The sequence below is a fragment of the Bartonella sp. CM31XJBT genome (assembly GCF_028618555.1).
Classification (GTDB): Bacteria; Pseudomonadota; Alphaproteobacteria; order Rhizobiales; family Rhizobiaceae; genus Bartonella.
In genome coordinates this window covers 21373-30380 of sequence record NZ_JAQITD010000023.1, presented here as the reverse complement: position 1 = coordinate 30380, position 9008 = coordinate 21373, and the positions used below count along the sequence as shown (strand labels likewise).

General features: G+C 34.6%; 6 protein-coding genes and 1 pseudogene. All 7 read left to right on the top strand.

Annotated elements, in window-relative coordinates; all coding sequences use genetic code 11:
- Positions 1-106 precede the first annotated feature (106 nt).
- The 7 genes and pseudogenes from PVV63_RS08590 (at position 107) to PVV63_RS08560 (ending at position 8987) form a co-directional block, all read left to right on the top strand.
- The gene (locus tag PVV63_RS08590) at positions 107-466 is read left to right on the top strand and encodes a hypothetical protein (protein WP_273791506.1); all 360 of its coding nucleotides are present in this window, start codon (positions 107-109) and stop codon (positions 464-466) included.
- Positions 467-914: 448 nt separating this feature from the next.
- Positions 915-2291, top strand: coding sequence for an amino acid permease (locus tag PVV63_RS08585; RefSeq protein ID WP_273791505.1), 1377 nt, complete (start codon positions 915-917; stop codon positions 2289-2291).
- A gap of 741 nt (positions 2292-3032) precedes the next feature.
- Positions 3033-3323: pseudogene (locus PVV63_RS10525) on the top strand (hypothetical protein); the annotation flags it as partial.
- A gap of 215 nt (positions 3324-3538) precedes the next feature.
- Positions 3539-3952, top strand: coding sequence for a hypothetical protein (locus PVV63_RS08575; protein WP_273791503.1), 414 nt, complete (start codon positions 3539-3541; stop codon positions 3950-3952).
- Positions 3953-4315: 363 nt separating this feature from the next.
- The gene (locus tag PVV63_RS08570) at positions 4316-4717 is read left to right on the top strand and encodes a hypothetical protein (RefSeq protein ID WP_273791502.1); all 402 of its coding nucleotides are present in this window, start codon (positions 4316-4318) and stop codon (positions 4715-4717) included.
- A 162-nt stretch (positions 4718-4879) separates the two neighbouring features.
- Positions 4880-5329 (top strand): hypothetical protein, encoded by a 450-nt coding sequence (locus tag PVV63_RS08565; protein ID WP_273791501.1) that lies wholly within the window; start codon positions 4880-4882, stop codon positions 5327-5329.
- A gap of 904 nt (positions 5330-6233) precedes the next feature.
- Positions 6234-8987, top strand: a complete 2754-nt coding sequence (locus tag PVV63_RS08560; protein ID WP_273791500.1) for an autotransporter outer membrane beta-barrel domain-containing protein — start codon at positions 6234-6236, stop codon at positions 8985-8987.
- Positions 8988-9008: the final 21 nt, after the last annotated feature.

The window sequence follows — 9008 nt, the reverse complement described above, 5'->3', positions numbered from 1 at the left end:
TATATTAAGTAAAAATAAAAAATTTATTGTAGATTCTTCTTATTTGTTAATACTTTATGAATTTTATATTTCATTTTTGATATTTTAAATAAAAAAGGAGAAAGAAATGTTTAAAAGTGCTAGATTATGTGTATCAATAACAGTTATTTTTTTCTCTCAAATTCTTGAGATTCATGCAAATTGTAGGAGAGGTGGCTTTCCAGAGGAAGTTTTCATTACAATAGTGGCCCAAGAGAAGGGGCCTCTGATTTTAGCGAAAAACAGAGATTTTATTGCTATCTCAGGGCAAAATCCCGAAGATAAGGAGAATGCTATCATTAGGCCAACAGTCAAAGATTCTATTTTTAGCGCATATTTTTTTTCCATTGGAAAGTTTATCTTTAAGACAGTTGGAGTCCTTAAAAGATGGGTTGTAAATACAATTTCTCATACTTTTGAAGGCTTGCGAGATTCGTATTATCATTGATTGAGCTATTCAATTGGCGTAAAAAGTTTGCTTTGTGGGCTCAAAGAGAGTTTTCTTAAAGTAACAAAAAATTAATTGTACGCATAGTTAATGCGTTTGTTATGAAGTTTTAGGCTTCTATTTCCGCGCACGGAAATAGAAGCCTAAAAGTTTAGATTACATTAAGATTAATTTTCTCTGTAAAAAACTAGAGAATACGAAATGAATTAAATGACAATTATAAAAAAATTCATTATCACTTTATTTAAATAAAATAATACGAAATTGCAGGCTATAAAAGCTGAGTAATTCGCAATAAAAGTATTTTTTATTGTTTAGAACAAAGTGTTTGACGGGCTGGTCTTCGATGTTTTTTGAAATATATTTGTGAAAGAAACATGAGGCTTTATTTATCATAAAGCTGTTATCGTTGTGTGGATTGTCAGCATTTCAAAAAGTAAGGAAAGAAATGGCAATAAATAAACTGAAAAGAGGGATGAGTAAGCGCCAAGTTATTTTTTTAGCTCTTGGCTCTGCTATTGGAACAGGTCTTTTTTATGGGTCTGCACAGGCAATTAAGCTTGCGGGTCCCAGTGTTTTGATTGCCTATTGTATTGCTGGTTTAGCTATTTTTATGGTTATGCGGGCTCTAGGAGAGATGATACTTCATAATCCCTTACCTGGTTCTTTTGCTCGTTATGCGGCAAATTACATATCACCATTAGCAGGTTTTTTAACGGGATGGACATACGTATTTGAGATGATTCTTGTTGGTTTGGCTGATATTACAGCTTTTGCGACTTATATGGGGTTTTGGTATCCTGATGTTGCTCCTTGGGTATGGGCACTGAGTATTACATTAATCATCACAGGTATTAATTTAGCTGCTGTAGAAGTCTATGGTGAACTAGAGTTTTGGCTATCTTCTATTAAAGTTATCGCTATCATTGCGATGATTATTTTAGGAATAGCAATTATTTTTTGGGGGTGGGGTGAAGGTGCAAATTTTTCTACCGTTACTGTTCATAATTTATGGAAAAATGGTGGACTTTTTCCCAATGGTTGGTTTGGTTTTTTAGCTTGTTTTAGTGTTGTTGTTTTTGCTTTTGGTGGCATAGAAATTATTGGCATGGCAGTTATGGAAGTTCAAAACCCTCATCAAACGATTTCAAAGGCAATTAATTCTACTCCAGTTCGTATTTTGCTTTTTTACGTCATGACGTTAGCTATTTTAATGTCTCTTTATCCTTGGAATGAGATTGGTCTTATGGATAGCCCTTTTGTATCTATTTTTGAAAATCTTGGGATTTCGTATGCAGCAAATATTTTAAATATTGTTGTTGTTACAGCGGCTATTTCAGCAATGAATAGTGGAATGTATGGTGCTTGTCGTATGATCCATGGTTTATCGCAGGAAGGTTATGCTTTAAAAAAGTTTCAATATTTATCAAAAAATGGTATACCAGTTTTTGTTATTTTGATGATCTTCGGTATCTTTCTTCTTGGTGCTGTCCTTAATTATTTTTACCATGAAAAGCTTTTTTTTCTTATTGCCGCAATGGCAACATTTGCGACAGTTTTTGTTTGGATGATGATTCTACTTTCACAATTTTTTATGCGAATTAAGATGCCTAAAGAAGCACAGAATGGTTTAAAATTTCCCATTCCATTTTGGCCAATAGGATCGATTTTTTCTATTTTATTTATGGTTTTTATTTTTATTCTGTTATGGTATTTTGATGAGACACGACCGGTTTTAATTATAGGTTTTAGTTGGATTGCTTGGCTTATTATTTGTTTCTATGCACTTAAACTTTATAATTTTAAGCAAAAGAAACAGCAATAAAATGTGAATAGAGATAAAGCTCAAAACAAATAGCTGATGTCATCAGGAAAACAGGTGTTTGATTGTTATTCTCTAAAGGTTAGAACAATCTAGATTGAAAAAATCTGCTCGTTATTATTTTGCTTTGGAAGTTTTGTGAGCCATTGCTTACGGTAACGACCAAATCATATAAATATTAGGCATTTTTTGATGGTGAGCCCTGCAATCAATATAAGTCTTTCAGGTAAAAATGCCTAATAGTGCAAATAGATTTTACCAGATACAAGATTATAGGCAGATATCTTTTTCTAAACGTATTAATGAAGTTCTGTTCCACAAGAGAAGTTATTGTAAAAATTGTTCTTTAAGCTCTTTAAAAAATTGGTTGTTTAAATTTTATTGTTTAGAAAACTACTATTGCTTTTAGAATCGAAGATAAAGTTCTTTATGTATTTTTTTCTCAAAGAGGATTGGCGTTAGTAGAAAATAGTGGATAACAAAGTCATTAGAGGCATTGTATGATTGTATTTGCAAAAACTTTAATAAAGAGCAGCAAGGTATCACAATAAAATCTCATAGAAGAGTAAATTAAAGAGAACAATGAACGCGTGACAGTGTTACAACTCTTGTTGTTATTGCGCTCACAATAGCAAGGATCAAACTTATTTTTTATAATATTGATACGAGAGTAATTTTTATCACAAGTGGAGGCGGACAAAATACACTCCGCAACTGTATTGCGGTGCAAAATTATTCAATACTACCATAAAAGGTGCTCAAGAACACTATGATCAGCAAAAACAGTCGTCATCAAGTGGCTTTTTGCATGAGAAATCGTCCGATAGTTCTTAATCGCATACCACAACGGTCTCCTCTATCCTTGGGGCGACGGGCAACATCGTGTTAGACGCACAAGGAGAAGCCAAGATTTCTGCTTCTCATCTGGTTTCCGGTCAAGATATCAATGTAATGGGAGAAAGTATGACGATTGTTGGCATGACAGACCATCATAGCAGCCATTCACAGACGCATGAAACAGGTTTTTTGATGGGCATAGATATGACTTTGTAAGCCGATGGATTGGCGGTAATGGCTATACCTACGGGACACTCCCTGCTGGCAGTAACGTTTTGATAGAATGGTTGAGAGTGGCTACAAATCCCATAAGCTCCCATACCTGTCTTGGAGATGTGGGTTATAAATGCCAAAAGTTTTTATGGCACATCTCATCTAGAACAAAAGCCTTGAATTAAATCATGGAGTAAAAAATGAAACAAACTCTAAAATTATTAAGTGCGATAACTCTATTGAGTATAGCCGGATGTCAGTTTAATAAAACTCCTGGAGGGTATTTGAGTGCGTGGGAAAAGCCAAGAGCAGATTTTACTGAGATAGGAAAAGCCCTGTTAGAATGTGGCATGCCAACACCTTATGATGTCGATCCAGAAAATAGAAAGCAGAGCATCAATGCAAAAGCAACAATTTATGCTTGCATGCTTCAATCAGGTTTTCGCTATAAAGATGAAGAAGTAGCAAGAGCGGGTGGGCCATGTTATACTTTTAGAGCCGAAAACCTTCCCATTTGTCGTCCAGGCGCTGTGATCCCTAGGCCCAGTGTCAAGAAGCGCTTGAACAGCCCTTATTGTAAACAGTATAAAAATGCACCTGAATGCAAACCTTAAGTTTTGCTGTTTGTGATGATCAACAATCCCTACCTTCATGCTTCTCATGCCCGTACGGGGATGGCTTAATTCAGCATGTCAATGCTAATTATTTATGAGGACAACAACTGTTGGCGCAATGATATAAAATATCTATTTTGGTTGTAATCAAAATATTGATAATAATTATAAGCATATCGTTGATAGAATATGGTTTTAGTAATAATTTTACCGTATTTTTGCTATAATAATTATGGCATAATCTTCGGAAAGATAAAAATAATATAGGCTGATAATGTTCATCATTGTTTTGGAAATAAAAAACAGCATGTAAAATAATTTATAGATTGTTTCGTAATATCAAAATTACTCAAGGATAGGAAAATGAAGCATATTTTAAAATTGTTAAGCGGGATAACCTTATTTGTTATGGCTGGATGTTACGAAGAGCAGCCTTCTCGAACAGCTGTAGATGCATGGGAAAAGCCCGGTGCAGATCAGCTTGAGATCAAAAAAGCTCTATTAGAATGTGGCATGCAGCATTTTGATGGTCGTCTTGATACAGAAAAAAGTATGGATGAGAAATTCAATGCAGAGGAGTCTGTGAATGCATGTATGATCCAAGCAGGTTTTCAAGATAAATTGGGAAGAATGAAGTGGTGTGAGAAATATGAAAATCTTCCAATTTGTCAACCTGATGCAGTTATTCCTCAGCGAAGTGTAGAGAGGCGTTTGAATAGTCCTCATTGTCAAGAGCATAAAGAACAACCTGAATGTCAACCTTAAGTGTTGAGGCTGCTGTAATCAAAAATCCTTACATTCTTGTTTTTGCATGGGGTGGGTGGGATTGTTTCTTCAATATCTATATGCTAACAAGAGTCATCTTGCGTGTGAGCAAATATTAGAAGACTTATCAGTCTTTCTATCGTAAATATTGAAGGAGGGGGAATGAAAAAAACATTGAAATTATTGAGTGCTATAATTTTATTAAGCACTGCTGGGTGTATTAGCAAACCTCCCCCATCGACATTAGAATTATGGGAAAAGCCCGGTGTCAATAAGTCTATGGTCCAACAAGCACTGTCAAAATGTGGTTGGAAACCAATCTACGCTTCTTCTGAAAATATGGATTCGCGTGCAAGTGATTTTGCAGCAGTTTATGAGTGCATGACTAAAGCAGGTTATCGGTACAAATTACAAGATTCAAAGGGAATCTATTTTTCATCAGCGCCGCGAAGTGATTCATTTTTAGTCAATTTAATGGTAGCAGGGTATCAGCAGGTTATGGACAATGATACTTTTGGTGTAACCAACTCGACAAAACAAGAGCGAGATTTGATGTTACGTTTTGAAAATGATAAAAAGCGCCAGAAAATAAAAAAAGCTTTGCACAAGTGATCGCCAACAGTAGAACGTTGATTTTTAAAGCAATAATTGAATAAAAATATTAAACGGGAGAAGAGAGAAATATCGGTCTTTTGTTTCCAATGTAGTTATATTCATCAGCTACGAGATTAGCAATAATGTCGTTGTCAGATGATGATAACGGAGGATAGTGAGTTGTTGTTTAGAGAAATTTATTCAATATAAAGAATGGAAAATAATAGCTTTGCTAAAATATTTGCTTTAACGATAATAAACAGATAGCTTTCATAGAGCTGATTTTGATGAAATTTTATTTTTGTGTTTTTAAATTTCAAAATGGTGAGTGTTTTACTGTATTTAGATTTTATCAAAAGATCTAAAATATTACATTTATTAATTCAAATTTTTTTGTCAGATGTCTAGCATTTCTAATATAGAAATTATGTAGATTAGCTTATACATTAGTGTGCAATTTCTTGTTTTTTTGTTGTGGTTGAAGAGATAATGCGGTTATAGATTTCGTATACTGTATCTTATTTGTGCTGTGTTTTATTAAAACGTTTTAATCGTTTAATCTTAAAAGTTATTCTCATTTTGTTGTATTTTAATTTTTCGGTGGTGAGATAAATTGAATATTGTATCTCTTCAAAGTTCGCATTTTTTCACGTTTTTTAAAAGATTGGTTTTTCGGCACTTTGTAATTGCAGTTTTCAGCGGTTTTTGAAATGCCTTCTTTAAAGGGATTGTCATCCTAAATGGTATTTTTAAACTTTTTGTTCTTTCTTTACATAAGACACAAAACATATTATTTAATGCTGTAATTTATCATAAAAAATAAAATAATTTTGTTTGTTTCATTCTTGTTGTGTTTAATTTGTGGTTTATTTTTTTGCCAGCATTTTTTGTTTTTGTTGAAAAAAGAAAGTTTTGAAAAACAATGATAGTCAAGGTATCTAACAATCACTTGTATTCGTGCGTTTTTACAGCAGCTATTTTTTCTTTTTTGTTAAATATAAATATTGAGGCACATTCTCATTCATATACATCACTGTCATGTGACAAAAACAAATTACCTTATGAATGCAGTGATGGTTCAAAGCATACAATTAGTGATAAAGTATATAAATTCACGGCACCTGTTAAAGAAAAGAATGGGGAGGGGCGGTCTCTCATGTTACCTGCTGCTATAGTAGTGCAGGAGCCAAATACAGTTATTCAGGCAATGCGTGTAGAGGTTGAAGCTACTGCAGGTATAGAAGATATTTATGGTGTTTTGGTATCACAAGGGGGCAAAATTGTTTTGAGTGATTCAGCTTTTAAAAATGTGTCAATAGGTCTTAAAGCTGATAGTGGAATAATTGAGGTTAATCGTGGAACAATTGAGGCTTCTCAGATTGCAGCTTATGCAGAGAAGCGAGGAGCATCTGTTACGTTAACGAATACAAAAATTAAAGTGGAAGGTTTGGGTATCGGTCAAGAGAGTGCTCTTTTCGTTAGGGCTGATGCAGGTATTCAGATGAAAGGTGGATTTATTGATGTGAATGATGCTGCTGCGCTTTATGTGGGGAGAGGGGGGAGCGCGACTTTAGATGGGGTTACCATTACTTCAAAATATCAAAAAACAGAAGACAATGAAAATATAAATGAAAAAATTGCACATACAGTTTTCAATGTAAAACATCAGGGCTCTGTTTATGTAAAAAATACCAATATTATTTCTACAGATGTTCATGTTTTAACAGTTGGACAAGATTCTAACACACCATCCAATAACGGCAGGGAAGGAAATATTTTAACTTCGCGGGTTAATATTGAAGATTCAACAATTAAAGCAATAGGGAACCAACATGGTATGTACTTTGAGATGGATGGGGGGAATGATGCGTATGAACAGGGACTTGTCTTTTTAAAAAGAACGATTTTTGAGGTTCCAGACGGAACAGCTATTCATAGTAATAAAAGTCGTAGTTATATTGGAGTAACAGAAGGTACAAAAATTTTTGGTGATTTATTATTAACAGCTGAAAAGGGGGGGACTGTAGCGATTTTGGCTGATTCCTCTTCATTGATAGGAGGGACACGTGTTGCCGATGATTCTATTGCTGAGCTTTATTTGACAGGGGGATCAAAATGGTTTTTGACAAAAAGAAGAGAGATAGATTCGCAAGTTGCAAACCGCACAAGTTCGTCTATTTCATTTGTGAAAGTTTCTGATAGTTTTATTGCTTTTGAAACTCCAATGTTTCAGGAGTATCAAACGCTTTATATTGGGAAGGGAGAAAAAGAAGTTTATAGTGCGCAAGATAGGGCAGATATTTATCTCAATACGCATCTCAGCAGTGATGGTTTGCTTGATAATAAAAAAACTGATCGACTTTTGATACATGGTGATGTTTCTGGAAAAACGACAGTTTATGTGCAATTTGTTGGAGGAAATCAGGGCGAGATAGCAACCGGTGAAAATGCTCATAGTATTTCACTTATTCAGGTTTCTGGAAAAGCGGCAGAGGATTCTTTTCAGTTAAATCGTGCTTATATTGCATTAGAGGGGTTGCCTTACCAATATTATCTGCATGCTTATGGTCCAGATTCTGCTCTTGGAAATGCACAAACTTCTCAAAGATTGGTTGAAGGAAATGGAGATTTTTGGGATTTCCGCCTTGAAAGTAAATATATTCAGCCTGCTTTAGAGGTGTCTGCTATTCCCCCTTCTGAGTTAAAGATCAGGGAGGTTGTTCCACAGGTTCCCACTTACCTTCTGGTACCAAATGCTTTGTTTCATGTTGGGCTCATGGATATTAGTCATCAACAAAAGCAGTTGCAAGTTAGGCGGTCTATGCCTCGTAAATTATTAAAAGTTGAAGGGAATTTTGCTTTATCTGTTCAGAGTTATGGTGCACGTTATCGTTATGTCTCAGGTCTTTCTACACTTAAATATGGGTACGATGGTCATGTTGATTATAGCGCTATAAAAACAGACATTTTGCTCAAAACAATAGAGAGCGCATATAGTACGACATCTTTTGGGATTATGGGAACCTATGGAAAGCTTTCCTTACAACCTCGTAACGTGGAACAAAGCCAAAAGAGTACGTTTAATAAATGGTCATTTACGACATACGGTAGTGTGAAATACAACACTGGTTTTTATGTAGATGGTCTTTTATCTTATGGTTTGTTTAAAGGGGATGTGCTTACCCATGCTTGGGGTAAGACGGCGACATTAAAAGCAAATCCTTTGAACGTTTCATTTTCTGCTGGTAAAGTGTTTATGACAGGATATAAAGATCTTATTTTTGATCCGCAATTCCAGCTTATTTATCAACGTCTTCGATTTGATAAGGCTCGTGATATTGATGGATTTGATGTTGAGATGAAAAAAATGGGGCAATGGTTGATGCGTATTGGTGGGCGTTTAAGTAAAACATTTAAAGCATTTGAAAAGGATCGTATCATTTGTTTTTATGGCAATATTCATCTTTCTAATCGTTTTGGTAAAAAACAATTTGTTCATTTTAAAGATGTTTTCCAGTTGGGTTCTTTTGGTTCTTCCTTAGAGACAGGTTTGGGTATCGATGCGCAGTTTTCTTCTAAAGTTACACTCCACAGTGATGTTAGCTATCAGCATAGGTTAACCAAGGCTGGTTTTTCTGGAGTTCATTTTTCTGGTGGTTTGCGCTATCATTTTTAATAAATCTTTTTTAAAAATAAT